General features: G+C 69.5%; 20 protein-coding genes and 1 pseudogene. 8 read left to right on the plus strand and 13 right to left on the minus strand.

What is annotated here, in order from left to right; translation table 11 throughout:
- Window positions 1-207: 207 nt before the first annotated feature.
- Window positions 208-2430, minus strand: a complete 2223-nt coding sequence (gene purL, locus HBB12_RS18445) for a phosphoribosylformylglycinamidine synthase subunit PurL (RefSeq protein WP_236990679.1) — start codon at window positions 2428-2430, stop codon at window positions 208-210.
- A gap of 86 nt (window positions 2431-2516) precedes the next feature.
- Window positions 2517-3659, minus strand: a complete 1143-nt coding sequence (locus HBB12_RS18450) for a PepSY-associated TM helix domain-containing protein (protein ID WP_236990680.1) — start codon at window positions 3657-3659, stop codon at window positions 2517-2519.
- A 476-nt stretch (window positions 3660-4135) separates the two neighbouring features.
- Between HBB12_RS18450 and HBB12_RS18455 the strand changes: the two genes are divergently transcribed.
- On the plus strand, window positions 4136-5341 hold the full coding sequence (locus tag HBB12_RS18455; RefSeq protein ID WP_442919369.1) for a branched-chain amino acid ABC transporter substrate-binding protein: 1206 nt from the start codon (window positions 4136-4138) through the stop codon (window positions 5339-5341).
- A gap of 19 nt (window positions 5342-5360) precedes the next feature.
- Here the strand turns inward: HBB12_RS18455 and HBB12_RS18460 are convergent, their stop codons facing one another.
- The 3 genes from HBB12_RS18460 to HBB12_RS18470 form a co-directional block, all read right to left on the minus strand.
- Window positions 5361-5858 carry a CinA family protein gene (locus tag HBB12_RS18460; RefSeq protein WP_236990681.1) on the minus strand — a complete coding sequence of 166 codons (498 nt, stop codon included), beginning with the start codon at window positions 5856-5858 and terminating at the stop codon, window positions 5361-5363.
- Window positions 5859-5904: 46 nt separating this feature from the next.
- Window positions 5905-6048, minus strand: coding sequence for a hypothetical protein (locus tag HBB12_RS18465; RefSeq protein WP_203156991.1), 144 nt, complete (start codon window positions 6046-6048; stop codon window positions 5905-5907).
- 322 nt (window positions 6049-6370) lie between these two features.
- Window positions 6371-7324, minus strand: coding sequence for an NAD(P)/FAD-dependent oxidoreductase (locus tag HBB12_RS18470; protein ID WP_236990682.1), 954 nt, complete (start codon window positions 7322-7324; stop codon window positions 6371-6373).
- A gap of 188 nt (window positions 7325-7512) precedes the next feature.
- Between HBB12_RS18470 and HBB12_RS18475 the strand changes: the two genes are divergently transcribed.
- Complete coding sequence (locus tag HBB12_RS18475) at window positions 7513-8442, plus strand: glutaminase (protein ID WP_236990683.1); 930 nt, start codon at window positions 7513-7515, stop codon at window positions 8440-8442.
- Between the two features lie 14 nt (window positions 8443-8456).
- Here the strand turns inward: HBB12_RS18475 and HBB12_RS18480 are convergent, their stop codons facing one another.
- Complete coding sequence (locus tag HBB12_RS18480; RefSeq protein WP_236990684.1) at window positions 8457-8645, minus strand: DUF2735 domain-containing protein; 189 nt, start codon at window positions 8643-8645, stop codon at window positions 8457-8459.
- Between the two features lie 402 nt (window positions 8646-9047).
- Here HBB12_RS18480 and HBB12_RS18485 point away from each other — a divergent pair, with 402 nt between their 5' ends.
- Window positions 9048-10082, plus strand: a complete 1035-nt coding sequence (locus HBB12_RS18485; protein ID WP_236990685.1) for a glutamine synthetase beta-grasp domain-containing protein — start codon at window positions 9048-9050, stop codon at window positions 10080-10082.
- Window positions 10083-10371: 289 nt separating this feature from the next.
- On the opposite strand, the gene HBB12_RS18490 is transcribed toward HBB12_RS18485, so the two are convergent.
- The 3 genes from HBB12_RS18490 to HBB12_RS18500 all read right to left on the minus strand — a co-directional run bounded on the left by HBB12_RS18490 (window position 10372) and on the right by HBB12_RS18500 (window position 16550).
- Window positions 10372-13569 (minus strand): efflux RND transporter permease subunit, encoded by a 3198-nt coding sequence (locus HBB12_RS18490; RefSeq protein WP_236990686.1) that lies wholly within the window; start codon window positions 13567-13569, stop codon window positions 10372-10374.
- Window positions 13570-14051: 482 nt separating this feature from the next.
- Window positions 14052-15133 (minus strand): IS630 family transposase gene (locus HBB12_RS18495; protein WP_236987631.1). Its coding sequence is split into 2 segments (ribosomal slippage): window positions 14052-14647 and window positions 14647-15133, totalling 1083 coding nucleotides; the frame shifts between segments, so codons are not numbered across the junction.
- Between the two features lie 166 nt (window positions 15134-15299).
- The gene (locus HBB12_RS18500) at window positions 15300-16550 is read right to left on the minus strand and encodes an efflux RND transporter periplasmic adaptor subunit (RefSeq protein WP_236990687.1); all 1251 of its coding nucleotides are present in this window, start codon (window positions 16548-16550) and stop codon (window positions 15300-15302) included.
- Window positions 16551-16638: 88 nt separating this feature from the next.
- Between HBB12_RS18500 and HBB12_RS18505 the strand changes: the two genes are divergently transcribed.
- From HBB12_RS18505 to HBB12_RS18515, 3 genes and pseudogenes are all read left to right on the plus strand, one after another.
- On the plus strand, window positions 16639-17280 hold the full coding sequence (locus HBB12_RS18505; protein WP_236990688.1) for a TetR/AcrR family transcriptional regulator: 642 nt from the start codon (window positions 16639-16641) through the stop codon (window positions 17278-17280).
- 383 nt (window positions 17281-17663) lie between these two features.
- Window positions 17664-19820, plus strand: a complete 2157-nt coding sequence (locus tag HBB12_RS18510; protein ID WP_236990689.1) for a methyl-accepting chemotaxis protein — start codon at window positions 17664-17666, stop codon at window positions 19818-19820.
- 537 nt (window positions 19821-20357) lie between these two features.
- Window positions 20358-21440 (plus strand): annotated as a pseudogene (locus HBB12_RS18515) (IS110 family RNA-guided transposase); the annotation flags it as partial.
- Window positions 21441-21636: 196 nt separating this feature from the next.
- Here HBB12_RS18515 and ung read toward each other — a convergent pair.
- Window positions 21637-22341 carry a uracil-DNA glycosylase gene (gene ung / locus HBB12_RS18520; protein WP_236990690.1) on the minus strand — a complete coding sequence of 235 codons (705 nt, stop codon included), beginning with the start codon at window positions 22339-22341 and terminating at the stop codon, window positions 21637-21639.
- Window positions 22342-22347: 6 nt separating this feature from the next.
- Window positions 22348-23859 (minus strand): bifunctional metallophosphatase/5'-nucleotidase, encoded by a 1512-nt coding sequence (locus HBB12_RS18525; protein WP_236990691.1) that lies wholly within the window; start codon window positions 23857-23859, stop codon window positions 22348-22350.
- A 221-nt stretch (window positions 23860-24080) separates the two neighbouring features.
- On the opposite strand from HBB12_RS18525, the gene hemH reads away from it, so the two are divergent.
- The gene (gene hemH, locus HBB12_RS18530) at window positions 24081-25163 is read left to right on the plus strand and encodes a ferrochelatase (RefSeq protein WP_236990692.1); all 1083 of its coding nucleotides are present in this window, start codon (window positions 24081-24083) and stop codon (window positions 25161-25163) included.
- Between the two features lie 62 nt (window positions 25164-25225).
- Window positions 25226-25774, plus strand: a complete 549-nt coding sequence (locus tag HBB12_RS18535; RefSeq protein ID WP_236990693.1) for a methylated-DNA--[protein]-cysteine S-methyltransferase — start codon at window positions 25226-25228, stop codon at window positions 25772-25774.
- 148 nt (window positions 25775-25922) lie between these two features.
- On the opposite strand, the gene HBB12_RS18545 is transcribed toward HBB12_RS18535, so the two are convergent.
- Window positions 25923-26405 (minus strand): PIN domain-containing protein, encoded by a 483-nt coding sequence (locus tag HBB12_RS18545; RefSeq protein WP_236990694.1) that lies wholly within the window; start codon window positions 26403-26405, stop codon window positions 25923-25925.
- A complete protein-coding gene (locus HBB12_RS18550) occupies window positions 26405-26647 on the minus strand; it encodes a type II toxin-antitoxin system Phd/YefM family antitoxin (protein ID WP_236990695.1) in 243 nt (80 codons plus the stop codon). Before HBB12_RS18550 ends, HBB12_RS18545 begins: the two co-directional genes overlap by 1 nt.
- Window positions 26648-26745: the final 98 nt, after the last annotated feature.

Here is a 26745-nt window from a genome sequence, read left to right on the forward strand (position 1 = left end):
TATCAGGAGCGTGTGAACCCGTTCATTCCTGCCCGCAACCTCATCCTGAGGTGTGGGCGATCGAAGATCGCTGAGCCTCGAAGGAGGGCTCCAGTTAGCTCGGAGACTTCTGGAGCCCTCCTTCGAGGTCAGTCCATCTTCGATGGACTGACACCTCAGGATGAGGTCGTGGGTGGGACAGGTTGGACGAAGCGCTCGAACGAACCCTCAGGCCGCATCGGCCGCGGGACCCGCCATGAAGCCCGGCAGCCAGCCCTCATGCGCCTTGCGCAAGGTCTCGAGGTCGACGATCTCGTCGCCCGGCAGGGTCAGCGAATCGGCGCCGGTGACGCCGATCACCGCCGCGTCGATGCCTTGAGCGCTGGCGCTGTAGAGCAGGTCGGCGACCGCGTCGGGCTCCACCGCCAGGAGGTAGCGGCCCTGGTCCTCGCCGAACAGGTAGGCGTGGCAGGCCACCGGCAGCGGGCATTCGGGGAGCACCGCGCCGATGTTGCCGGCGAGCGCCATCTCGGCCACCGCCACCGCGAGGCCGCCGTCGGAGAGGTCGTGGACGGTGTCGACGATCCCCGAGGTGATGAGCCCGCGCACGAAATCGCCGTTGCGCTTCTCGGCGGCGAGGTCGACCGGGGGCGGCGCGCCTTCCTCGCGGCCGCAGATCGTGGCGAGATACGCCGACTGGCCGAGCCAGCCCTTGGTGGCGCCGATCAGCACCAGGGCGTCGCCGTCGCGCTTGAACGCCACCGTGGCGATCTTCTCGACATTGTCGACCACCCCGACGCCGCCGATCGACGGGGTCGGCAGGATGCCCACGCCCTCGGTCTCGTTGTAGAGCGAGACGTTGCCGGACACGACCGGGAAGTCGAGGGCGCGGCAGGCCTCGCCGATGCCCTGGATGCAGCCGACGAACTGGCCCATCACCTCCGGCTTCTCCGGGTTGCCGAAGTTGAGGTTGTCGGTGATGGCGAGCGGGCGGCCGCCGACCGCGGTGATGTTGCGCCAGGCCTCCGCCACCGCCTGCTTGCCGCCCTCGACGGGGTCGGCCTCGCAGTAGCGCGGGGTTACGTCGGTGGTGAGCGCCAGGCCCTTCGGCCCGTCCTCGACCCGCACCACCGCGGCGTCGCCGCCGGGCTTCTCGACGGTGTTGCCGAGGATGAAGTGGTCGTACTGCTCGTAGACCCAGCGCTTCGAGCACAGGTCCGGCGAGCCGACGAGCCTCGTGAGCGCATCGACGTTGCGCATCGGCGCCGCCACGTCCTCCGCCTCGATCTCCGGCTGGTGGGCGTTCTGGCGGTGCGGCCGGTCGTAGAGCGGCGCCTCGTCGCCGAGCTCCTTGATCGGCAGGTCGGCGACGGTCTCGCCGCCGTGCTTGATGACGAAGCGGAGCGTGTCGGTGGTGTGGCCGATGATCGCGAAGTCGAGGCCCCACTTCACGAAGATGGCCTGCGCCTCCGCCTCCATGCCGGGCTTGAGCACCATGAGCATGCGCTCCTGGCTCTCCGACAGCATCATCTCGTAGGCGGTCATGCCCGGCTCGCGGGTCGGCACCGCGTCGAGGTTCAGCTCCACCCCGAGATTGCCCTTGGCGCCCATCTCGACCGCCGAGCAGGTCAGGCCCGCCGCACCCATGTCCTGGATCGCGATCACGGCGCCGGATGCCATCAGCTCGAGACAGGCCTCGAGCAGGAGCTTCTCCGCGAAGGGGTCGCCGACCTGCACGGTCGGGCGCTTCTCCTCCGAGGAGGCGTCGAAGGCCGCCGACGCCATGGTGGCGCCGTGGATGCCGTCGCGGCCGGTCTTCGAGCCGAGATAGACGATCGGGTTACCGACGCCCGTGGCGGCGGCGTAGAAGATCGCGTCGGTCCTGGCGAGGCCGACCGCCATGGCGTTGACCAGGATGTTGCCGTCGTAGCGGGTGTGGAAGCCCACCGCCCCGCCGACCGTCGGCACGCCGAAGGAATTGCCGTAGCCGCCGATGCCCGCGACCACGCCCGAGACGAGGTGGGGCGTGCGCGGATGGTCCGGCGAGCCGAAGCGCAGCGCGTTCAAGGCCGCGATCGGCCGGGCGCCCATGGTGAAGACGTCGCGCAGGATGCCGCCCACCCCGGTGCCCGCGCCCTGATAGGGCTCGATGAAGCTCGGGTGGTTGTGGCTCTCCATCTTGAACACGCAGGCGAGCCCGTCGCCGATGTCGATGACGCCGGCATTCTCGCCCGGGCCCTGGATCACCCACGGCGCCTTGGTCGGCAGCGTCTTCAGGTGGAGGCGCGAGGACTTGTACGAGCAATGCTCGTTCCACATCGCCGAGACGATGCCGAGTTCGGTGATGGTCGGCTCGCGCCCGATCAGCCCGACGAAGCGCTGGTACTCGTCCTCGGTCAGGCCGTGCTGGCGCACGAGCTCGGGCGTGATGGAGACGTCGTTGCGGATCATGCGGCATCCTCTCGCCGGTCGGGCGGCCCTGCTGCCCGTGCGCTTACTGCCTGACGGGGCCGAAAGGCAACTCGCGCCAGCGAGACTCAGGCCGTCTGGACCGCCGCGGCCGCATGGCGCCGCCGGCTGCGGCGCCGGCCGAGATAGAGCAGGAGCCCCGTCACCCCGAAGAGCGGCATCGCGAGCGCCGCCAGCATGAAGGCGATCCAGCCGACCGGGCCGAAGAATTTTCCCTCGTGCAGGGCGAGCATGCTGCCGGTGAGCCGCGCGCCCAAGGCCCGCTCGGCGTAGAGGTCGCGGGAGACGGGGCTGCCGTCGGGGTGGAAGCGCCACTCGTCGCGGGCCTGGAAATGGGAGGCGTCGGCTGCCACCGCCCGGATGCGGATCGTCTCGCCCTCGCGGGTGGGCGCCAGGGAGGCGGTGGCGTAGCGCCCGTTCGTCGCCGTCGCGAAGGCCGCGAAGGCGGGATCGAGGGGGACGGGCGCGCCGTCGCGCTTGCCCATCTCCCGAGGTTCCTTGCCCCGGGCCGGCGCGGCGGCGGTCGATCGGCCGGTGAGTAGGAATGTCGCCCCGTCGCGGTACCAGCCATAGGACCACCACAGGCCGGTCAGCGCCATCATCAGGTAGAGCACCAGCATCCAGGTGCCGACGACCGCGTGTAGCGACCAGTACAAAGCCCGGCCGCGGCGGTTGAGCGCCGGCTTCAGCCAGATCCGCCAGTCGCGTCGGCCCTTCGGCCAGCGCAAGTAGAGGCCCGACAGCGCGAGATAGACCAACGCCAGGGCCGAGGCGCCGGTGAGGGTGCGGCCCCAGCCGTCGCCGTTGCCGGGAAGCAGCAGCCAGCGATGCAGGCGCCGCACGGTGTCGAAGACCTCCTCGCCCCGCGCCGGCCCGAGGACCCGCCCGTCGTAAGGATCGACATAGGTCTCGGTGCCGCGCCCGGGACCGTCGGCAAGGCGCACCCGCGCCGCCCGGTCGGGCGCGCCGTTCAGGACCATCAGCGTGACCCGCCGTCCCGGCGCCTCGTCCTTGAGGCGGGTGACCAGCGCGTCCGGCGTCAGGCGCGGTCCCTCGCGGGCCGGGACGGTGACGATGCCGGGGCTCATGAGGCCCGTGACCTCGTCCTCGACGCTGAGGATGCCGCCAGTCACCCCGACCAGCATCAGCACGAGGCCGGCGGTCAGGCCGAGGAACCAGTGGAGCTGGAACAGGGCGTTCCTCACCGGCACGGCCCCGCCTCAGGCAGCAGGGGAACGTGTACGAGCGCGGCGCCGGGTCGACTCATGATTCGTATTCCCGTGCCGCGCACCGGGCCGACCGATCGCTGCCGCAAGATCGCCGGCCGATATTCCTCGTCATGCCGACGCTTATGGCCCGAACGACGAGGGTGTCAACGATTCCGCCGCAGGTCGCAGGCGAAACATCATTATAACGATTCCAGCTTGGGCGTGAGCCCAAGATCATCGGGGCTCGTTTACTTCGATCGTGAGTGCTGCTCACATGTGAAACGCGGACAGGGGCGAGCCGCCGCAGTTTCTCCTTGACGAGTCTCTCGCCTCCGCCGGACTCTCCCATCCGGCAACGCGACGCCGGCCTCCAGCCAGAGACGATCGCGGCCGAGAGGAGAGGAAGCATGACGTCCATCCGCGAGGCGCTGCGTGGCGCCGTCATCGCCGTGTCCCTGTGCGGCCCGTCCGCGATCCTGATGCTCTCCGGCCCGGCCGCCGCACAAGAGGCGGCCAAGCAGGAGGTCGTGAAGATCGCCTTCATCGATCCACTCTCGGGCGGCGGCGCGCCGACCGGCGAGGCGGGTCTGCGCCACTTCCAGTACATGGCGGAGGTGCTGAACGCGCGCCAGAAGCAGTTCCGCTTCGAGGTGCTGGCCTACGACAACAAGGTCAACCCGCAGGAGACTCTGATCGCCGCCCAGAAGGGCATCGACGCCGGCGCCCGGGTGCTGGTGCAGGGCAACGGTTCCTCGGCGGCCGCCGCGCTCACCGATTTCGTCGCCAAGCACAACGAGCGCAACCCGAGCCGCCAGGTCATCTACATCAACTACTCGGCCGTCGATCCATCGCTGACCAACGAGAAATGCAACTACTGGCACTTCCGCTTCGATGCCAATTCGGACATCAAGATGGAGGCGCTAACGAACTTTATGAAGGCGCGGCCCGAGATCAAGAAGGTGTATCTGATCAACCAGGATTACTCGTTCGGACAGTCGGTGCGCCAGCAGGCCCGCGCCATGCTGAAGGCCAAGCGGCCCGATATCGAGATCGTCGGCGACGAGGTGACGCCGTTGCAGAAGGTCAACGACTTCGCGCCCTACATCACCAAGATCCGCGCCTCGGGGGCGGATGCGGTCATCACCGGCAACTGGGCCCAGGACATCAACCTGCTGCTGAAGGCCGCGGCGGAAGCCGGGCTCCAGGCGGGCTTCTACACCTACTATGCCGGGGGCACCGGCGGCCCGACGGTGGTGCGCCAGACCGGGCTCGCCCACCGGGTGTTCGAAGTCTCGCAGGGCGCCGCCAATGAGGGCGATGCCGCCGCGCAGGAGTTCGAGGCGACGTTCCGGGCCCGCACCGGCATCGGCTCGACCTACCCGCGCGCCTTCAACGCGATGAACGCGCTCCTGACCGCGATGCAGGAGGCCGGCTCGTCCGAGGCGCGCAAGGTGGCGCCGAGGCTCGAACAGGCCCACCTCAAGCCGCATGTCGGCAGCGAGGGTTACGTGCGCCCCGACGACCACCAGTATTTCCAGACGATGTTCGTCCACTCCTTCGGCCCGATGGAGCCCGGGATGCGCTTCGACGAGGAGGGGACCGGCTGGGGCTGGAAGATGGTCGGCCGGGTCGAGACCAAGGACACGCTGCTGCCGACCACCTGCAAGATGGACCGGCCGAGCTGACACGGGGAGCGCGGGACCCTTACGGGGCCCGGTCCGCCTCCGTCAGGGCATCCAGGAAGGCGTCGAGCATGGCGGCCGCGAAAGCCTCCATGTTGGCGGCGCGGTCGCTGGCGCCGGTCTCCAGGGTGTGGCGGCGGGCGACCGGGCCGGCGACGGCGAGGCAGGTATGGCCGGCGGCATCGCCGTAGCGGTTGCCGCCCGGCCCCGCGGCACCGGTCTCGCACAGGCCCCAGACTGCGCCGTGGCGCTCGCGCACGAGGGCGGCCACGCGCTCGGCATAAGGTTCGCTGGCGCTGCGCAGGCCCGCCATCCCGGCCGCGTCGAGACCGATCAGGGCCTCGCGCGCCTGGGCGGTGTAGACCACCGCGCCGCCGAGAAAATAGGCCGAGGCGCCCGGCACCGCGAGCAGAGCCGCGGAGACGAGGCCGCCGGCGGAGGATTCGGCCACCGCGACGGTCTCCCGCCGGGCCGTCAGCCGGGCGGCGATGCGGCCGGCCCTGTCCATCAGCGCTTGCAAGCGGCGTCCTCCTGCCTCGAAGGGCGGAAGCGTAGCCGGTCGGGCCCTACTCCGCCAGCGCGCCGTCGTCGTCGGCGCCGTTCGGTGCCAGCCGCACCCAGGCGTCGAGAGCCTTGCCGATCCCGAGGCCGACGAGGCCCACGAAGCTCAGCGACAGCGCGATATGGAGGAAAAGGGACGCATCAGACATCATACTCACCCGACATGAAAGGTTTCGAGGAGAACCGCGGAGGCTACGCGCCCCCCGGTCCCGGTTCATGGGCTCCCTGTGGCTGGGAATGCGGCCGGAGGGCTCCGACCTAAGAGGGTCGGCGGCGCCGGCTTTCGGGACGACGTCATCCCGGTTGGACGGGGTGTCGCACCGCCTTTGGGCGGAACGATGGTCCCGGTGTGGCGGGACGCTACTCCTGGTGGAGACTGCCCCGGTCGCGCCGGCCGGGCGGTGCGCTCCCGCACCTCGGCCGGGGTTCGGGCCTGGATTCGGGCTGGAGCCTGGGAGGCCGTCCGGGTCGTCATGCCGCCTCCGCGAGCACGCGCTCGGCCAGCGCCAGGCCGCTCAGATAGGCGAATTCCACCCGGGGCCCGAGGCAGCCGTCGCCGGCAAAGCCGAGGCCGGTCCCCGGCGCGAACAGGCAGGGTTCGCCGACCGCCCGCTCGACCGCGGCGTAGCGCCAGCGATGGGCGGCGCAGTGGCGGATCCCGCCGAGCGGGACGATGTTCCGGAGGGCCCCGACCAGCCGCTCGGCGACATCGTCCGCCGCGCATTCGAGATGGACCCGCGACCAAGCCGGTGAGGCATGCGCGACGATCGTCCCGTCGCCGGCGCGCCCCGGCTTGCCGCCGTTCTCGGCGATCCAGGCGATCGTGGCACTGGAATCCCGGTCCTCCCGGACCGGCCCGCCGGGCAGGGGAGGGCCGTCATGGGCCAGCATCAGGGTCCAGCACGGCGCGTAGGCCACCTCCGCCACGCCAGGGAGAGCCTGGCCCGCGCTTTCGAGAAGTGCGAGGGTCTGGGGCGACGGGCAGGTCAGGAGCACGGCCGAGAACGCCGCGCCGTCCGCGAGCGCGGTGCCGTCGGCCTCCGCCAGACGCCAGGCGCGCCCGTCCCGCGCCAAGCGGCCGACGGCGCGGCCGCATTGCACGTCGAGGCCGTCGAGGAGGTCGCGTACCGGCGCGGCCATGCCGGGGGTCCCGACATGCCGGTCCGGTCCGCCCCAGGGGGCCGCGACGCCTCGCGTCGTCCAGTCCTCCACCCGGGCGATGAAGCGTGGGTCGCGGGCGGTGAAATACTGTGCGCCGTGATCGAAGCGCAGACCGTCCGGGCCGCGTCGCGTCGCCATCCGGCCGCCGGGCGCACGGCCCTTGTCGAGCACGACGATCTCTCGGCCCGCCTCGCGCAACCGACGCGCCGCCGCGGCACCGGCAATGCCCGCCCCGATGATCGCGATGGTCCCGTCCCGGCTCAATCCTGCCGCTCCCGCATTCCGGCCGCGTCCTTGGCGGTCGCTGCGTCAACGCGCGACAATTCGCGGTGGTGCCAATCAATCGCGCGAAATCTCTCACGTCAGGCGCGGAACTTTTCGTCGCCGGCTTGAGGCCTCGAACTTGCAGGCTTAAGGCCGCGCTTCGTCTTCAAGTCCGGGATTGCCGATCCGTGCCGAACCTCGAAACCGTCGTCAGCGAGATCGTCGACGAGATGCGCCAGCGGACCGATCGCGGCGAGGTGGCGCGCTACATCCCGGAACTCGCCCGGGTCGATCCCGGCCATTTCGGCCTCGCGGTGATCGGCGCCGACGGAACGGTCGCGGCGGCGGGCGATTGCGACGTGCCGTTCTCGATCCAGAGCATCTCGAAGGTCTTCACCCTGACGCTGGCGCTCGGCATGGTCGGCGACAAGCTGTGGCGGCGGGTCGGGCGCGAGCCGTCGGGCAGCCCGTTCAACTCGGTCGTGCAGCTCGAATACGAGCGCGGCATCCCCCGCAACCCGTTCATCAATGCCGGCGCCATCGCCGTCACCGACCTGATCCTGTCGGGCCACCAGCCGCGCGAGGCCTTGGGCGAGATCCTGCGCTTCATGCAGTACCTCGCGCAGGATGCGAGCATCACCATCGACGAGGCGGTGGCGGCCTCCGAGCAGCGCACGGGATTCCGCAACGTGGCGCTCGCCAACTACATGAAGTCGTTCGGGGTGATCGACAATCCGGTCGAGTACACGCTCGGCGTCTATTTCCACCACTGCGCCATCAGCATGACCTGCCGGCAGCTCGCGGTGGCGGGCCGGTTCCTCGCCCATTCCGGGCGCGATCCCAGCACCGGCCTGTCGGTGGTGCAGGCCGAGCGGGCCAAGCGCATCAACGCCGTCATGCTGACCTGCGGCCATTACGACGGCTCGGGCGAGTTCGCCTACCGGGTCGGCCTGCCGGGCAAGAGCGGCGTCGGCGGCGGCATCCTGGCGGTGGCGCCGGGGCGTGCCTCGATCGCCGTCTGGGCGCCGGGGCTGGATGCTGCCGGCAATTCCCATCTCGGGCGCATCGCCCTGGAGCGGCTGACGAAGCGCCTCGGCTGGTCGATCTTCGGGGAGTAGGGGCTCAGCCCCGGTCAGGGCTTGCGCGCGCGCTCCTCGCGGATCGCCTCGTCGTGGTAGCCGCCGCTCGCCGGCATGATCTCCGGCCCGCGCTCCCGCGCCGCCGCCCCGGGGGCCGTCCAGTCGTTGCGGCCGCCGCGGCTGCGGCCGCCGGCCGGGAAGGCGTAGATCTTGGCGGTGATGCGCGGTCCGGTGTTGCTCATCGAGGGGTCTCCCGTGAGGGCCGTCGCGTCGCCGCCGCGGCCTCTGAGATCGTAACGAAGTGTGCCCGGGGAATGCGCGGTTTGACCACGGAAAAATCAGTGGTTGGCTACAATTCGTGCATGCCTGCGCTTGCGCCGTCGCTCGACTTGGCGGGTGTGGCGCGTGCTTGGGCGTCCTGGCGCCGTGGCGCGCAACCGGGCAGTGCGGCGCGTGATCGACGACGGCGGGTGTCGTAAGGGCGCCCTCTCCGGCCCGAGCCGTCGAAAACGCCTCGTCCCGACGATCGTTCCGCCCCCGCAGGAGGGTTGGCACGGGACCTGCTAGCACGGGGATGCCGCTGGCGGGTGATGGGCGCCACGAGAAATCACGGGCTCCATCGGAACCTGATAGAGAGACGCGAGATGACCAAATACAAGCTCGAGTATATTTGGCTCGATGGTTACACCCCGACCCCGAACCTTCGCGGCAAGACCCAGATCAAGGCCTTCGACAGCTTCCCGACCCTCGAGCAGCTCCCGCTCTGGGGCTTCGACGGCAGCTCGACCCAGCAGGCCGAGGGCAGCTCCTCCGACTGCGTGCTGAAGCCCGTCCGCCACTTCCCCGACCCGGCCCGCACCAACGGCGTTCTGGTCCTGTGCGAGGTCATGATGCCGGACGGCGTCACCCCGCACCCGTCGAACAAGCGCGCCACCATCCTGGACGACGAAGGCGCCTGGTTCGGCTTCGAGCAGGAATACTTCTTCTACAAGAACGGCCGCCCGCTCGGCTTCCCCGAGACCGGCTACCCGGCGCCGCAGGGCCCGTACTATACCGGTGTCGGCTATTCCAACGTCGGCTCGGTCGCCCGTCAGATCGTCGAGGAGCATCTCGACCTCTGCCTGTCCGCCGGCATCAACCACGAGGGCATCAACGCCGAGGTGGCAAAGGGCCAGTGGGAGTTCCAGATCTTCGGCAAGGGCTCCAAGCGGGCCGCCGACGAGATGTGGATGGCGCGCTACCTGATGCAGCGCCTTTGCGAGAAGTACGAGATCGACATCGAGTACCATTGCAAGCCGCTCGGCGACACCGACTGGAACGGCTCGGGCATGCACGCCAACTTCTCGACCGCCTACATGCGGGAAGTCGGCGGCAAGGCGTATTTCGAGAAGCTGATGGCGGCCTTCGGCGATGCCCGTGAGGACCACATCGCCGTCTACGGCCCGGACAACCACATGCGGCTGACCGGCAAGCACGAGACCGCCTCGATCCACACCTTCAGCTGGGGCGTGGCCGATCGCGGCGCCTCGATCCGCGTGCCCCACAGCTTCGTCAACAACGGCTACAAGGGCTACCTCGAGGATCGCCGCCCGAACTCGATGGGCGACCCCTACCAGATCGCCTCGCAGATCCTGAAGACCATCTCGACCGTCCCGACCGAGGTCTCGGCCGCGGCCTGAGCCTTTTCGAGACTGGTTTGAGTGAACGAGCGGCGCGGGCCTTGAGGCCCGCGCCGTTTTTCTTGGAGTCTGCTTGAGCGGCTGTGCGCATGAACCCTCCCCCCTCTGCGGAGCAGGCCGGGAGAGGGGACGCCGCTTCCGGAAATGGCTGAACCGTTCTGAAGGGCGCATCCTGGAGTAGCGTCGCGCTGCCCCTCTCCCGGCCCCTGCTGACGCAGGGTCCACCCTCCCCCGCAGAGGGGGGAGGGTTCATGCGCATAGCCGTCTCCGACCCAATCAGGCAGGCGCCTCACGCCGCCTCCATCGCAGGCTCCTGCGCCACCGTCCCGTTCCCAGGCCCGCCATGCTGCCTGAGCGGCCGGTTGCCGCTCAAGCGCCGCAGCAGCACGTAGAAGACCGGGGTCAGGAACAGCCCGAAGGCGGTCACCCCGATCATGCCGGAGAACACCGCCACGCCCATGGCGCGGCGCATCTCCGAGCCGGCGCCGGTCGCGGTGACCAGCGGCAGCACGCCCATGATGAAGGCCATCGAGGTCATCAGGATCGGCCGCAGGCGCAGCCGGCTCGCCTCGATCGCCGCCTGCACGGGAGTCCGGCCGGAAAATTCGAGTTCCCGGGCGAATTCCACGATCAGGATCGCGTTCTTGGCCGACAGGCCGACCAGCACGATGAGGCCGATCTGGGTGAAGACGTTGTTGTCGCCCGAAGACAGCCAGACGCCGGTCATCGCCGCGAGCAGCCCCATCGGCACGATGAGCAGGATCGCGAGCGGCAGGGCCAGGCTCTCGTACTGCGCGGCGAGCACCAGGAAGACCAGGAGCAGGGCGAGCGGGAAGACCCAGACGCCCGAATTGCCGGCGATGAATTCCTGATAGGTGAGGTCGGTCCACTCGAAGGCAAAGCCCCGCGGCAGGGTCTCGGCGGCGATCCGCGCGGCGGCCGCCTGCGCCTGGCCCGACGAGAAGCCGGGAGCGGCGCCGGCATTGATGTCGGCGGACAGGAAGCCGTTGTAGCGCATCGCCCGCTCGGGCCCCGCGGTCTGGCGAACGCGCAGCAGCGTCGAGAGCGGCACCATCTCGCCCGAGCCGGCCCGCACTTTGAGCAGGCCGACATCGTCGGAGCGGGCGCGGAACGGCGCATCGGCCTGGACCCGGACGGAGTAGGTGCGGCCGAACCGGTTGAAGTCGTTGACGTAGAGCGAGCCGAGATAGATCTGCAGCGTGTCGAACACGTCGGTGACCGGCACTTTCAGCTGGCGCGCCTTGGTCCGGTCGATGTCGGCGAAGAGCTGCGGCACGTTCATCTGGAAGCTGGAGAACAGGCCGGCGAGTTCCGGCGCCTGCGCGGCCTTGGCGAGGAAAGCCTTCGTCGCCTCGTTCAGCGCCTCGTAGCCGAGGCCGGCCCGGTCCTCGATCTGCAGCTTGAAGCCCCCGATGGTACCGAGCCCGTTGACCGGCGGCGGCGGGAACATGGCGATGAAGGCTTCCGGGATCGCGGCGTATTTCTTGTTCAACGATTGCGCGATGGCGGCGCCGCTCAAGCCGGGACCCTTCCGCTCCTCGAAGGCTTGCAGGGTCGAGAAGACGATTCCCGAATTCGACGAGTTGGTGAAGCCGTTGATCGACAGCCCCGGGAAGGCGACCGCGCTCTCGACGCCGGGTTCCTTGAGGGCGATCTCGCTCATCTTGCGGATCACCTCCTCGGTCCGGTCGAGGGTGGCGCCGTCGGGCAGTTGCGCGAAGCCGACGAGGTACTGCTTGTCCTGGCCCGGCACGAAGCCGCCGGGGATCTGGCGAAACAGCAGCGCCGTCACCCCGACGAGGACGAGGTAGATCGCCATCATCGCGCTCTTGCGCGAGATGACGCCGCCGACCCCGCGCCCGTAGCCGTCCGAGGCCCGGCCGAAGGCGCGGTTGAACCGGCGGAAGAACCAGCCGAGCAGGGTGTCGAGGATGCGGGTCGGCCGGTCCTTCGGCGCGTGGTGATCCTTGAGCAGCAGGGCCGAGAGGGCGGGAGACAGGGTCAGCGAGTTGATCGCCGAGATCACGGTCGAGATCGCGATGGTCAGCGCGAATTGCTTGTAGAACTGGCCCGTCAGCCCGCTGATGAAGGCGAGCGGCACGAACACCGCCACCAATACCAGCGCGATGGCGATGATCGGGCCCGACACCTCCCGCATCGCCTGGTAGGAGGCGTCGCGGGGCGACAAACCGGCCTCGATGTTGCGCTCGACGTTCTCCACCACGACGATCGCATCGTCGACGACGATGCCGATGGCGAGCACGAGGCCGAACAGGCTGAGCGCGTTGATCGAGAAGCCGAAGGCGTGCATCACCGCGAAGGTGCCGACGATCGAGACCGGCACGGCGAGAAGCGGGATGATCGACGCCCGCCAGGTCTGCAGGAACAGGATCACCACCAGCACGACGAGGGCCACCGCCTCGAGCAGGGTGTGGATCACCGCCTCGATCGAGGCGCGCACGAACTGCGTCGGGTCGTAGACGATCTGGTAGTCGACCCCCTCCGGCATGGTCTGCTTGATCTCCGCCATGGTGCGGCGGACCGCGTCGGAGATCTGGATCGCGTTCGAGCCGGGCGATTGCGAGATCGGAAGCGCCACCGCGGACTTGTTGTCGAGGAGCGAGCGGAGCGCATAATCCGCCGCGCCGAGCTCGATCCGGGCGATGTCGCGCAGGCGCGTGATCTCGCCGTTCTCGCCGGTCTTGACCACGATGTCGCCGAACTGCTCCTCGCTGGTCAGCCGCCCCTCGGCATTGAGCGAGAGCTGCAGGTCGAGGCCTGGGATCGCCGGCGAGGCGCCGATGGTGCCGGCCGCCGCCTCGACGTTCTGGGCCTGGATCTCGCGCACCACGTCGCCTGCCGACAGGCCGTGCTCGGCCACTTTCTGCGGGTCGAGCCAGATCCGCATCGCGTAGTCGCCCGAGCCGAACAGCTGAACCTGGCCGACGCCGTCGAGGCGGGCGAGGCGATCCTTGATGTTCAAGACCGCGTAGTTGCGCAGATACGTCATGTCGTACCGGCCGTTCGGCGAGACGAGGTGGACCACCATTGTCAGGTCGGGCGAGGACTTCACCGTGACGATGCCGAGCTGGCGCACGATCGCCGGCAGGCGCGGCTCGGCCTGCGAGACCCGGTTCTGGACCAGCTGCTGCGCCTTGTCGGGGTCGGTGCCGAGGCGGAACGTGACGGTCAGCGTCATGATGCCGTCCGTCGTCGCCTGGCTCGCCATGTAGAGCATGCCCTCGACGCCGTTGATCTGCTCCTCGATCGGCGTCGCCACGGTCTCGGCGATGACCTTGGGGTTGGCGCCCGGGAAGGTCGCCCGCACCACGACGGAGGGCGGCACCACGTCCGGATATTCGGAGATCGGCATCGCGAACAGCGACAGCAGCCCGCCGATGACGATGAGCACCGAGAGCACGCCCGCGAAGATCGGGCGGTCGATGAAGAACTTGGAGAGATTCATGCCGCCCTCCGGGGGCGAAAGGGATCGCGGCAGCCGCGGTGCGGAAGCCGTTTCACGGACGAGAGAGTATGAGGTCGCGGGATCCCCTCTCCCGGCGATGCCGGGCAAGCCCGGTATCGCCGGGAGAGGAGAACTGGGATCTGTTTCATGATGCTTGAGGGCTTCAGATCAGACTGACAGCCTGTTTGATTGCTTGGCGTATTCCATCCGACCCGCGACCTCATCCTGAGGTGTCGGCGATCGTAGATCGCACACGATCAAAGATCGACCAACCTCGAAGGAGGGCTCGAGACGTCTCTGAGAGCCTGTTTGACTTGCGACGACACAATCGCGAGGGGATTTTCCATCCTACCCTCCACCTCATCCTGAGGTGCGGGCGATCGAAGATCGCTGAGCCTCGAAGGAGGGCTCCAGGGATTTCGGCGGCTTCTGGAGCCCTCCTTCGAGGTCAGTCCATCTGCGATGAACTGATACCAACGGCCCTAAACTTTGACCTTCGCCCAGTCGCGCGCTGTGATTGAGGTCACGAGGTCCGGGTTGTTGGCGAAGAAGTTCCAGGCGTCGCAGCAAGCCTCGACGATCTGCCTGTAGTCACGGAACACCCGATTGGCGAGCTTGTTCTGGCGCACGTATTGCCAGACCAGTTCCATCGGGTTCAGCTCCGGCGAGGACGCCGGCAGATGCAACAGCGTGATGTTGTCCGGCACCGCCAGGCCACGCGGTCGGCGTGTCTTGGCGGTGCCGTGATAGCCGGCCCCGTCCAGCACCAGGATCGCGTGTGCGCCCTCGGCCACCTGCTTGCTGATCTCGGCCAAGTGCAGCGACATCATCGCGGTGTTGACCGTCGGCAGCACCAAGGCCGCGCTGGTCGCGCGCGCCGGGCAGGCCGCGCCGAACACGTACGCCCACTTGTAGCGTTGGTCGCGGGGCGCCCGCGGGCGCGTGCCCTTGCGCGCCCAGACCCGCGTCAGCGTGCCCTGCTGGCCGACGCGCGCCTCGTCCTGAAACCAGATCTCGAGCGGCTTGGCGCGGACGGGTTCGGGCAGGACCTCTGCCACGCGCGCGGCGAAGTTTTTTTAAATGCTTCCTGGATCTCCTCGTCGGCCTTGGGATGCTGCGGGCGCACCGAAAGCCGCACGAAGCCAAGCTCCGCCAGGTGCTTGCCAACGGTGCGCTCGTGCATCTCGACCCCGAACAGATCCTTGATCCGCGCCTGAAGGTCGACCCGGCGCCAGCGCACCACGCCATCGGTGTCGACGTCCGGCCCCGCCTCGACCAGCGCGGCCAACTGCTGCTTCTGGTCGGTCGTCAGCTTGGCGGCCCGGCCTGGCGCCTTGCGGTCGCTCAGACCTTCAAGCCCCTCGGCGTTGTAGCGGTGGACCCAATCGCGCAGGGTCTGGCGGTCCATGCCGCAGGAGCGGGCCGCCGTGGTGCGATCGGCACCCTCCAGCACCAGCGCGAGCGCCAGCATGCGACGCGCCGCCGGAATGCTCGGCGCCTTGGACGATGCTGCGCGCAACGCCTCAGCGCTCAGATCCGTGCGGGTGATGGCGATCCCGGTCATGGCACGCTCTCCTGATCCGTGAACCGAATCAGAACTGGAACCCGCGCGCAACACGCCGAGTCAGCCTCACCGGCCGTTGGTATGACACCTCAGGATGAGGTCGAGGGTGGGATAGCAAACACCTGCGATGCTGCTCTCGCAATTCAAACAGGCTCTGAGATAACCCTCACCGTTGCGCCAGCTTCCCCGTCCCCGGCTCCTGCATCGGCCGCGCGCCCATCGCCACCGGCGACGGGCTGACGAGGCTGCCCGGGCGTATCCGCTGCAAGCCGTTGACGACGATTCGCTCGCCCCCCGACAGGCCGGAGGTGACGACCCGCAGGCCCTCGACCGTCCGGCCGAGGGTGACGGCGCGGAACTCGGCCCGGCTGTCGGCCCCGACCACCAGCACGAAGCGCTTGTCCTGGTCGGTGCCGACCGCCCGCTCGTCGACGAGGAGCAGCCGCTCGGGGGCCGCCTGGCCGAGGCGCAGGCGGGCGAACTGGCCGGGAATGAGGTGCCCGTCGGCATTGGCGATCGTTGCGCGCACCCGCACCGTGCCGCTGCGGCCATCGACCTTGTTGTCGATGAACTGGAGGTGCCCGGTCGCGCGCTCGCCGTCGGCGGTCGCCATCTCGACCGGGATGCGGTCCAGCCGGCCGCGCCGGCCGGAGGGCTCGGCGATCGAGCCGAGCGCCTTCAGCACCACCGCCTCGTCGGCGTCGAAACTCGCATAGATCGGATCGACCGAGACGAGGGTCGTCAGCACCGCCGCTCCCGCCCCCGTCGCCACGAGGTTGCCGGGGGTGATCTCCCGGCGCCCGACCCGGCCGCCGACCGCGGCCCGCACCTGCGTGTAGTCGAGGTTGAGGCGCGCCGCCGCCAGGGTCGCCTTGGCGGCATCGAGATTGGCCTTGGCTTCCTTGAAGGCGTTCGCCCGCACGTCGAGGTCGCGCGCGGTCACGATGCGCTGGTCGGAGAGGCGCTGCCCGCGCTCGTAGTCGCTCGCCGTCAGGGCCAGGCGCGCCTCGGCGCCGGCCACCTGCGCTTCCAGGCGCTGGACTTCCGCGGCGTAGGGCGCGGGGTCGATGGTCACCAGGAGGTCGCCGGCCTTTACCAGCGCGCCTTCCGCGAAATGCGTCGCCTGCACGGCGCCGCCGACCCGGGCGCGCACGTCGATCCGCTCGACCGCCTCGAGCCGGCCCGAGAATTCGTCGAACAAAACCACGTCGCGGGGCTCGACCGTCGCAACCGGCACCGGTACCGCCGGCTCGGCCGGCGGCGTCGCGGCGGCGGCCTGCCCTGAGGACAAGCGCGGCAGCGGCAGGTAAGGAGTGGAGGCCCCGGCGAGCAGCGCGAGGGCGAGGCCGGCCGCGACGAGGAGCGGGGGACGGGAGGGGACGACAGAAGGCTCGGGATTCACGACCGGCTCCGACATCTGTAAGGTTCGTTACACATGTCGACGTGGACGCCGGCCGTCAAGCGACTTATCTATCAATCGATATAAAAAGTGGAGCCGGCGGACGATGACGATGGGGCGGCCCCGGGCCTTCTGCACGGAGAAGGCCCTCGACGAGGCGATGGAGGTGTTCTGGCGCCACGGCTATGACGGGGCGACGCTGGCGATGCTGACCAAGGCGATGGGCATCAAGCCGCCGAGCCTCTACGCCGCCTTCGGCAGCAAGGAGGGCCTGTTGAAGGCCGCCCTCGACCGCTATGCCGAGCGCCGCTCCGCGCACATGCGCTACGTGCTGGCCGGCGCGACCGCCCGCGACGTGGCCGAGCGCTTCCTGTCGAGCATCGCCGAGAGCCACACCGATCCGGCGAACCCGCCCGGCTGCCTGCTGGTCCAGGGGGGGCTGGCCTGCGGCGCCGGTTCCGAGAACATCCCGTTCGAGCTCGCCGCCCGCCGCGCCCAGACCGAGGCCGAACTGCGTGAGCGCTTCGTGCGGGCGAAGGCCGAGGGCGACCTGACCACGGGCGACCTGACCACGGGCGACCTGGCGGACGACGCCGACCCGGCGGCGCTCGCCCGCTTCCTGTCGACGGTCGCCTCGGGGATGGGGGTACTGGCCTCCTCGGGCGCCGACCGCGAGGCGTTGCGCGAGGTGGCCCGCGTGTCGCTCGGGGCGTTCCCGCGGGGCGATGCGACGACCGGTCCGGATTGACCGGAATCCGACGTGGCCGCACGGGCCGCCGAGTCCGGAGCCTGCCCATGGAACGAATCCCCGTTCGTCACGGGAAAATGCATCTAAATCAAAGACCTGGAGCAGCACCCACTGACATCGTGATCGCACGCCGTTCTCGTCGTCGCGACCGATTCCGTTCGATCAGCCGTGACCGGCCCCTGCCCGAGGTGATTGCGCTGACGGCTCAGCGTCTTCGGTCGGTAGCGGGGTTAAGTATTCGGCATAACTGCCGTGGGGTCAGCTTTTTACAAAAAATTATTTCGCCTCTGGTTTCGTGTCTGCCCGGGGGCATCCGCCCCACCCCCTACAGGCCCAGTGCCAAGCCCTCAAGGCAAGCAGTGCGTCGCGAGCTGGATCACCGCATGTTTTCCATGTCCAAGCTGGCCGTCAGGCTGCCCTCGACCATCGTCGGTCTCGCGCTCGTCAGCGCGACGGTCATGGGCGGCCTGAGTTGGTATTCGGCCAAGAACAGCCTCGTCTCTGCCGTCCAGGACCGGCTCGCGCTGTCCGCGACGGCGACCGGCCACGGCATCGCCCTGGTCGCCGATCAGGCCAGGACCGATTTCACCGCCGCCGCCGGTCACCCGCAGGTGGCCTCGAACTTCACCGACCTGATCGAGAACCTCGATCCGGGCAAGCCGGACTATGCCGGGATCCTGGCGGCCTTCCGGGCCCCGCCGAGCCCCGAGGCGCGGCTCGCCTTCGACGGCACCACGACCAACACCATGTATGGCCGCCGGCACGTCAAGGTGCAGGAGGTGGCCCGCAAGCTCCTGAGCCAGCCCGGTCACGCCGACCTGCTGTTCCTCGATCCGAACGGACGCATCGTCTACACGGCGACGAAGGGCGACGACTTCGCCGCCTCGGTCACCGACCCGGCCCTGCGCGACACCGGCCTCGCCCGGCTGTTCGAGCAGATGAAGGGGGCCGGGCCCGACGCGGTGTCGTTTGCCGACTTCTCCGCCTATCCGGTCGGCGGCACGCCCGCGGCCTTCATCGGCAAGGCGATGAGCCGGCGTGCCAACGTCGCCATGGGCACCGCGCAGGCGGTGGAGCGGGCCGGCTACATCGTGATGCGGATGTCGCCCGCCCTGTTCGACGCGACCCTGGCGCAGCGCGCCGGCCTCGGCGAGACCGGCCAGGCCCTGGTGGTCGGTGCCGACGGGCTCCTGCGCGGCAAGCCGCCGCTCTCGGCAGGCGTCGCGGCCGGCATGCCCGCAAGCGCGCTCGGCATCGCCCCGGACCGCCTCGCCGCGAAGGCGCCGTTCTCCTACGCGGCGTCCGACGGCCGCCACATGGCGGTCGCCGCCACGGTGCCGGTCCTCGGCGCCCCCTGGACCATGCTGGCGGAGCAGTCGGAGGCCGAGGCGCTCCGGGCGGTGGACGAGCTGTCCCGCCTCCTCGTGATGATCGGGCTTGCCGTGCTCGCCGGCACGGCGGTGCTCGGGCTCCTGATGTCGCGGGCGATCGTGCGTCCCCTCGCGGCGCTCACGACGGCGATCAAGGCGCTGGCCGCCCGCCAGACCCTCGACGAGGTGCCCGGCCACCGGCGCCGCGACGAGATCGGCGACATCGCCCGGGCCGTGGTGATGATCCGCGACGTGTCGCTGGAAGAGGCGGCCCAGCAGCTCCAGACCACCGAGGCCGCGCGCCTGCGCGAGGAGCAGGCCCGCCGCAGCATGCTGCGCGACCTCGCCGACCGGTTCGAGGTCTCGGTCGGCGGCATCGTGGCGCGGGTCTCGGGCGCGGCCGAGGGTCTGAGCGGGGCCTCCGGTGCCGTGACGCGGGCGGTCGACGGAACCGCGTCCCGCTCGGTCAGCGTCGCGTCCACCGCCCGGCAGACCAGCGGCAATGTCGGCGCCGTCGCGGCGGCAGCGGAGGAGTTGGGCGCGACCGTGGCGGAGATCGGCCGGCAGGTCGTGCAGGCCGCCGGCATGTCGGCCGAGGCGGTGGCCCAGGCCCAGGCCGCCGGCGGGACGATGGCGGACCTGTCCGCGGCGGCCGCCCGCATCGGCGACGTCGTCGGCCTCGTCTCGCAGATCGCCAGTCAGACCAACCTGCTGGCGCTCAACGCCACCATCGAGGCGGCCCGCGCGGGCGCGGCCGGACGCGGCTTCGCGGTGGTCGCGGCGGAGGTGAAGGAACTCGCCGGCCAGACGGCACGAGCCACCGACGAGATCGGCCGCCACGTCGCGGCGATCCAGTCCACCAGCCAGGGCGCCGGGGAGGCGATCGCCGGCGTCACCGCGCAGATCGAGGCGATGAGCCAGGTCACCACCGGCATCGCCTCGGCGATCGAGGAGCAGGGCGCGATGACCCACGAGATCGTGCGCCAGATGGCCGAGGCGACCGACGGCACCTCCGCGATGACCCGCGACATCGCCGAGGTCGCCGATGCCGCCGAGACGGCAGGCCGTGCGGCCTGCGAGGTGGCGCAGGTCTCCGACGACCTGTCGGACCAGTGCGCCCGCCTGCGCCAGGAGGTCGACGGCTTCCTGGCCAGCGTGCGGGCGGCCTGACCGGGGCCGGCGGGCCGAGGATCATGGGACGGGTGGAGGCGACGCCCGGGCACGACGCCCGAGGCGCCGCTTCATCGTGTCGGACCAGGCATTGGGCCGAGGCGATCATCTATGGTCCCTGCGGCAAGACCGTGAACCGGGCCGCTTTTGACCGCCCCGAAGCCCGGAAATCCAAGCATCTGGAGCGCTGATCATACGAAATCAGGAAGATCACTTCCAGATTTCGTATGATCAGTCCGCGCGGCGCCTGAGCAAAGCCGCTTTCCGCATCGCAAAGCGATCAATCGGAAACCGTATGAGTTGCACACCGGCTTCGCGGTCCCTGGCGAACGAAACCTGTGGCATGGTGAGGGCGCCGTCGGCGGAGAGATCGGTTCGTCTTTGGTGTGCCAGACCCCGCGTATCAGTTGGATCCGGGCTCCTCTTCAGTCCCCTCGCTTGCGTCACGGGCCGGTCCTCGGGCCAGCCCCGGAGCGCGTCATTTAGATTTGATCTCACGGGAGCCTGCGCCGGCGGCCTGACGGCAAGGAGATCGTGATGAAGGTCCTCTACCCCCGCTGCGCCGCCCTCGATGTTCACAAGGACACCGTCGTCGCAGCCATCCGTCTGGCCGAGAGCAGCGAGGTTCAGCGTGAGGTGCGTACGTTTGCCACCACCACGCCCGCTCTGCTCGACCTCTCCGCCTGGCTCGACGAGCACGCCTGCACCCATGTCGCCATGGAGGCGACCGGCATCTACTGGCGCCCGGTCTGGCAGGTCCTCGACGCCGACAGCCGCACCCTGATCCTGGCCAATGCCGCCCATGTCAAGAACGTGCCCGGCCGCAAGACCGACGTCGCCGACGCGGTCTGGCTCTCCGACCTGCTCGCCCACGGCCTGATCCGCGCCAGCTTCGTGCCCGAGGCTCAGACCCAGGCGATGCGCGACCTGCTGCGCACCCGCAAGCAACTGGTCCGCGAGCAGGCCAGCCACGTCCAGCGCATCCAGAAGACCCTCGAGGAGGCCAACCTCAAGCTCGCCTCGGTGCTCACCGACATCATGGGCCAGTCCGGTCGCGCCGTGCTCGACGCGCTGGTCAAGGGCGAGCGCGATCCGGCTGGGCTGCAGGCGCTGGTCAGCCCGCGGGTGAAGGCGGCGCCCGAGGCGATCCGGGCCGCGCTCACGGGCCGGATCGGGGATCACCACCGTTTCCTGCTCGGTGTGCATCTACGCCAGTACGACGGGTTGGGGCGAGCGATCGCGGAGATCGACGCGCAGGTGGAGCGCGACCTCGGCCCTTTCCGGGAAGCGGTGAAGCTGCTGGTGACGATCCCGGGCATCAGTGACCTCACCGCGCAGGTGATCCTCTCCGAGATCGGCCCCGACATGAGCCGCTTCCCGACCGCCGGCCATCTGATCTCCTGGGCCGGGCTGTGCCCGAGGAACGACGAGAGCGCGGGCAAGCGGCGCTCGACACGGCTGCGCAAGGGGGCGCCCTGGCTCAAGACGGCGCTGGTCCAGGCAGCCTGGGCCGGGATACGCAAGAAGACGAGCTACATCAGGGCGCAGTTCCAGCGTCTGCGAGGCCGGCGTGGTCCCAAGAAGGCGATCTGCGCCGTGGCAGCTTCGATACTAACGGCGATCTCAAACCCGTAGAGCCAGTTTCTATTTAGGGATTGCTGGGGTTGCAGAACCAACAGCGCAGAGAAGCCTTCCATCCCATTCGCGACCTCATCCTGAGGTGTCGGTCCATCTCGATGGACCGACACCTCAGGATGAGGTCGTGTGTGGGACGGACTACGCTGATCAGACAAGCAAGATCTGACAGAAGATCCCCCTACGCCAGCCGCCAGTCGATCGGTTCCAGCCCGTTCTCCTCCAGCCATGCATTGGCCCGCCCGAACGGCCGGCTGCCGCGGAAATCCGCCTTGCGGTTGAGGGGCGAGGGGTGACCGGCCTCCAGAACCAGATGCTTGGTGCCATCGATCAGGGCGGCGCGCTGGCGGGCCGGTGCGCCCCAGAGCAGGAAGGCCACCGCCGGGCGCTCCGCCGAGACCGCTTGGACCGCCTGATCGGTCAGCGCCGACCAGCCGAGCTTCATGTGGGCGCCGGACTTCCCCGCCTCGACGGTGAGCGCCGCATTGAGGAGCAGCACGCCCTGGCGCGCCCAGGGGGTGAGGTCGCCGGAGGTCGGCACCGGGGAGCCGGTCTCCTCCGCCATCTCGGCCAGGATCACCTTGAGCGAGGCCGGCAGCCGGCGCCTGCCGACATACGAGAAGGCGAGGCCGTGGGCATCGCCCGGTGTCGGGTAGGGGTCCTGCCCGAGGATCACCGCCCGCACCCGGTCGAGCGGCGTCAGCGTCAGCGCGTTGAAGATGTCGTCCGGCGCCGGCAGCACCCGGGCGCCGGCGGTCCTGCGGGCATCGACCGCCTCGGCGACCCGCTCGGCGCTGCCGTCCTGGAAGAAGGGCAGGGCGAGCCAGGGCGACCCGGAGGCCTGGAAGCGGGCGAGCGCGCCCGCCACGGAATCGTCTGTCGGCATCGGACCTCAGGAGCGGCGGAGGAGGAGGCGCCCCGTCTCGATCGTCAGCGGCGCGTGGGCGCGGATGTAGGACATCACCACGTTGGCGACGAGCGTGCCGTCGGTGGCGCCGACCAGCGTCCGCCCCTCGGCCAGCATCCCGTAATCGTTGCCGCCGGCGAGCATGAAGTTGTTGGCCGCGACCGTGTAGGACCGGGCCGGATCGAGGGCTGTGCCGCCGACGCGGACCTCGACGACCCGTTTCCCGATCGCAGCGGCGGGATCGACCGTGACGGTGATCCCGGAGACTTGCGGGAAGCGCCCGGCGGAGCGGCCGAGTTCCGAAAAGCCGTTCTCCAGGGCGGCGAGCACCTGGGCGCCCGAGATCTTGACCAGCACCGAAGTGTTGCCGAAGGGGAGTTCCGTCAGCACGTCGCGGCGGGTCAGCGCGCTGTCGGCCGGGTAGGTTCGGTTGCCGCGGATGCCGCCGCCGTTCATCAGGCCGATCTCGGCCCCGGCGGCGTGGCGCAGCGCATCCGCGACGAGGTCGCCGAAGGCGGCCTCGCCCCGGCGCACCACCTCGATGCGGGTGTCGAGGGCGTTGGTCACCCGGCCGAGCGGCACGTCGAGCTCGCGGGCGAGGTCGCCTTCCAGGCGGTTGACCACCGCCAGCACCTCCGGGTCGGGCTCGATCTCGGCGGTGTCGTGGATGCGGAAGGCGGCGGTCCAGGTGAGCGCCGTGCCGGTCCCTTCGGCCTTGATGTCGATGGCAGTGACGTATTCGGCATCATGGCCGGATTCGGCGAAGACCGTGCGGCCGTCGTAGCGGAGCGCCAGGTCGTGGTCGTGGCCCGAGAGCACGATGTCGGCGTGCCGGCTCGCCACCAGGGCCTCGTCGGTCGCCCGGTCGGTGTGGCAGACCGCCAGCACCATCTCGGCGCCTGCCGCCCGCAAGGACGCCGCCTCGCGGGCGAGGGTCGCGACGGCGGGGCCGAATGTCCAGTCGCCCGATTGAGACTTGGCCGGGGTCTCGGGCAGCGCGATGCCGACCACCCCGAGCTTGATCCCGCCGACGGTGAGAATCGTCGATTCGCTGGTGCCCGGCACCGGCGAGCCGTCGGGCCGGCGCAGGTTGGCGGCGAACACCGGAAAGTTCGCGGCCCGCATCCGCTCCAGATAGATCGTCTGGCCGAAATCGAACTCGTGGTTGCCCGGCACGAACACGTCCGGCTTGATGAGGTTGGTGAGTTCGATGATGTGGCGGCCCTTGTCGATGCCCGACATCAGCGAGGGCGAGAGGGTGTCGCCGGCATGGCAGACCAAGACTGGTCGGCCTTTCGCCCGCTCGGCCTTGACCACGGCCGCGAGCTTCGGGAAGCCGCCGCGGCCGTCGACCGGCCCCATCCGGTAGATGTCGTTGACGAGGACCAGGGTGAAGTCGGTATCCGGCGCCCGGGCGGCGGCCCGCCCGACCGTCAAACCGGCGAATCCGGCCCCGAGGCCGAGGGCGAGGGTCTGGCGGCGGCTCGGCGAGGTCATGCAGGGTCTCCGGCGGGGGCGGGATGCCCGGGGCGCGGGCGCCACTGTCCCATGGCAATCTTGACCGGCGAATGTCTCGGGGAAACATCTCGTGCGCAAAGCGGTGCAGCGTCGCGACGCGTTGGTTCGGGCGGTCTTTGCGCTATGTAGACGGCACCCGACGCGAAGACAGACGGGCCCGGGCGCGCCAACCTCCGGGCCGACAAGCAGACCGGACGATCATGAACGAGGTGACCCCGAACGCCGCGCTCGCCCGCGGCGCCACTCCCGTGGGCCAGACCGGTGCCGGCGCTCTGCCGACCGGCCACCCGGCCGTGCGATGGGGCCGGATCGGCGTGCTCCTGATGAATCTCGGCACGCCCGAGGGCACGAGCTACTGGCCGATGCGCCGCTACCTCAAGGAATTCCTTTCCGACCGGCGGGTGATCGAGGTGCCGCGCGCGGTCTGGTGGCCGCTCCTCAACCTGGTGATCCTGACCAAGCGCCCGGGCCCGAAGGGGCGCGACTATGCCTCGGTCTGGAACAACGAGCGCGACGAGGGCCCGCTCAAGACCATCACCCGCGGCCAGGCCGAGAAGCTCCAGGCGGCGATGGGCGACCGCGTCGTGGTCGACTGGGCGATGCGCTACGGCAAGCCCGAGGTCGACAAGCGCATCCAGGCGCTGCTCGATCAGGGCTGCGACCGGATCCTGCTGGTGCCGCTCTATCCGCAATACGCCGCTGCGACCTCGGCCACCGCCTGCGACCAGGCGTTCCGGGCCTTGATGAAGATGCGCTGGCAGCCGACCGTGCGGGTCTCGCCGCCCTATCACGACGACCCGGTCTATATCGAGGCGGTGGCGAGCGCGATCCGCCGCGACCTCGCCGCCCTCGACTTCGAGCCCGAGGTCATCCTCACCTCGTTCCACGGCGTGCCGAAATCGTACCTGATGAAGGGCGATCCCTATCACTGCCAATGCGTGAAGACCGGCCGCCTGATCCGCGAGGCGCTCGGCTACTCGCCGGAGCGGATGCGCACCACCTTCCAGTCGCGCTTCGGCAACGAGGAATGGCTGAAGCCCTATACCGACGAAACCGTGAAGGAGCTGGCCGCCCAGGGCGTGAAGCGCCTCGCCATCGTGGCGCCGGGCTTCACCGCCGATTGCCTCGAGACCCTGGAAGAGCTCGACGGCGAGAACCGGCACTATTTCGAGGAAGGCGGCGGCACCCACTTCGCCTACCTGCCCTGCCTCAACGACGGAGCCGAGGGCATGCGGGTGATCGAGCACGTCGTCGCCCGCGAGTTGAAGGGCTGGCTCGACTGAGCGGTGGATGGCCCGCCGCGGCCGTCGCGGCGGCCCCGCGCCCGGGTTAACGTCGGGCGATCATGTCCGCGCCTGCCACCTTCCTCCTCGGCACCCTGCCGACCCCGATCGGCACGATGCTGCTGGTCTTCGACGAGGATGCGACCTTAAGCGCCCTCGACTGGTCGGACCACGAGGCGCGGATGCGGCGCCTGCTGCGGCTGCATTACGGCACCGCCTTCACCCTCAGGGACGCCGCCCTGCCGCCGGCGATCCATGATCCGCTCGCGGCCTATTTCACCGGCGATCTCGGCGCCATCGACGGGCTGGCGGTCCGCCACAACGGCACGGCCTTCCAGCGCGAGGTCTGGACCGCGCTCCGCACCATCCCGGCTGGCACGACGACGAGCTACGGTGCCCTGGCGCAGCGTCTCGGCCGGGACAAGGCGGTGCGGGCGGTGGGGCTCGCCAACGGCGCCAACCCGGTCGGCCTCGTGGTGCCGTGCCACCGGGTGATCGGGGCGAATGACAGCCTTACCGGCTATGGCGGCGGGCTCCATCGCAAGCAGTGGCTGCTAGTCCATGAAGGTGTGACGCTCGGCGGGCGGCAGGGGCGGCTGGATCTGGGGTGACGCCGAGTGCCCCCCTAGAGCGGTTCGGGACGCCGGAGGAGGTCGCGGCGGTGGCGGCGATGCTGGCCTCGGACGAGGCCGCCTGCATGACGGGGGCCGAACTCACTCTCGCTGGCGGGGTCGGCGGCGAGCCCGGGGTGACATCGCTTCAGGATCCCCGAGGCGAGCCGCCCGGTCGGTCAGGAAGGGCCGGCAGACCGTCCTCGTACGGATTGATGAACGCGATGCCCATCGGTGCGAAATCCTTGGCGTTGCGCGTCATCAGGCGCAAGCCGCGCGTTTCGGCCGTCGCCGCGATGGCAGCATCGGCGAAACCCGGTGAGGCTCCGGCCATTCGCGCTCGCGCGGAGAGAAGTCCTGCAAGGTGCGCCGCGTCACGGTCGAGTGGCAGGATGCGGCTCCCGTACAAGTGCTCCACGGCCGCCAGCCACGTGCGAAGCCGGGCCGCCTTTCGATGCTCGCCCTTCAAGGTCGACCGCTCCACGCCGTCCGCGATCTCGCCGGTGGTGACGACGGAAATCCAGAGGTGCGCCGTCGCGGCTTTCAGCCAGCCCGCGAGGTCGTCGAATGCAAGGCCCGGCTCTTTCGTCGGCGCCCCTTGCGACAGGATATTGGTGTCCAGCAGGTACATCAGAAATCGATGTCGCGTAGCGGGGTCTTGTCACGCTCGGGAAGATCACCGTCGCGCAGCCCCGAGGACGCGAGAAGCTCTCCAAAGCTCGGCACGGTCGAGAGTCGCTGCCATTCCGCGAAAGAGAGGACGACGGCTTCGGGCCGTCCGTGCCGGGTGATGATGCTCGGCTCGCCGCGAACAGCATCATCGACGACGGCGGACAGGGTGGCCTTGGCATCCCGCAACTGAATCTCGCGCATCATACCCTACTGTGACTACATTGGTCATACCTTATACCAATGGCCCAAGATGCTGACGCATCGGGCCATTGATCCATCTCGAATTTTCGATTTCAAGC

The sequence above is a fragment of the Methylobacterium sp. SyP6R genome, assembly GCF_019216885.1.
In the GTDB taxonomy this organism is placed as follows: Bacteria; Pseudomonadota; Alphaproteobacteria; order Rhizobiales; family Beijerinckiaceae; genus Methylobacterium.